The sequence below is a fragment of the Paenibacillus sp. EB106-04-04-XG159 genome (assembly GCF_058791835.1).
Genome location: NZ_JBYTDY010000044.1, coordinates 1 through 1,180, shown reverse-complemented (window position 1 = coordinate 1,180; position 1,180 = coordinate 1). Strand labels below are relative to the sequence as shown.

The window sequence follows — 1,180 nt, the reverse complement described above, 5'->3', positions numbered from 1 at the left end:
TAAACTGTACCCTGTCGAGTAGACACTTTAAAAAAGTCTCTCGATAGGGTACTTTTGTTTTTAACAGCTAAATGAGAATGGGGAATTGTAATGAGCAAAAAAATATTTTCAGATAACGAAATCAAGATGCTATCTAACAATCCTTACGTGAAATCCGTTTCTTCTAAGGCAATTACGTATACAGATGCATTTAAAGAATTGTTTATTTCAGAGAATAACAAGGGCAAGCTGCCTAGGGAAATATTTGAGGAATGCGGTTTTGACGTATCAATCATAGGAAGACAAAGAGTTAAATCATCAGGAGATAGATGGCGCGCCAGTTACCAGAAGAACGGTATCTTAGGTTTGCAAGACACAAGAAGTCAATCGTCAGGAAGACCCCTTAAACGGGAACTGACACTAGAAGAGAAGTACGCTAGACTGGAGGCTCAGAATGCCTTACTAAAAGCAGAGAACGAATTGCTAAAAAAGATTCGTTATGCGGAGAGGGGCCAGAACAAAGGATAAAACTGTCACCCAATAAAAGATATATCCTTATCCGTGCCATCGTTAAGAAATATCAATTCCACCGCATGATCAACTATTTATGCAAGGTGGCCGGGGTTTCTAAAAGCGGATATTACAGGCATTGGTCTTCTGAAGCAGAGCAAAAGAGAAGTCAACGTGAGCGACAAGATGAACAGGTAAAAGAAATCGTCTTAATGGCTTATCATTTCAAGAGACGCAAGAAAGGGGCCCGATCCATCAAGATGACACTGGAGGGTCAATTTAAGATTGTCTACAATCTGAAACGCATCAGGAGGATTATGAAGAAGTACGACATTGTGTGCCCTTTCAGGAAGGCTAATCCCTATAAAAGGATGATGAAGGCTACCCAAGAACACAGGGTCGTTCCCAACCTGCTAAACCGTGAGTTTAAGCAGAAGATCCCCGGTAAGATATTACTGACGGACATCACCTATTTATTTTACGGTTCAGGCAAGAAAGCCTATTTATCAACTATCAAGGACAGTTCAACCAATGAAATCTTGGCCTATCATGTGTCAGACCGAATCACGATGGATCTTGCGACAGATACCCTCCTGAAGCTTAAGAAAAACCGAAGGTTTAAGAAAGCAGAGGGTGCCTTCATTCATTCTGACCAAGGATCCCATTATACACATCCAGATTTTCAAAAAAT

General features: G+C 40.7%; 1 pseudogene. It reads left to right on the top strand.

Annotated features, from left to right (window positions below):
• Window positions 1-90: 90 nt before the first annotated feature.
• Window positions 91-1,180, top strand: a pseudogene (locus tag AC3WTP_RS23275) (IS3 family transposase); the annotation flags it as partial.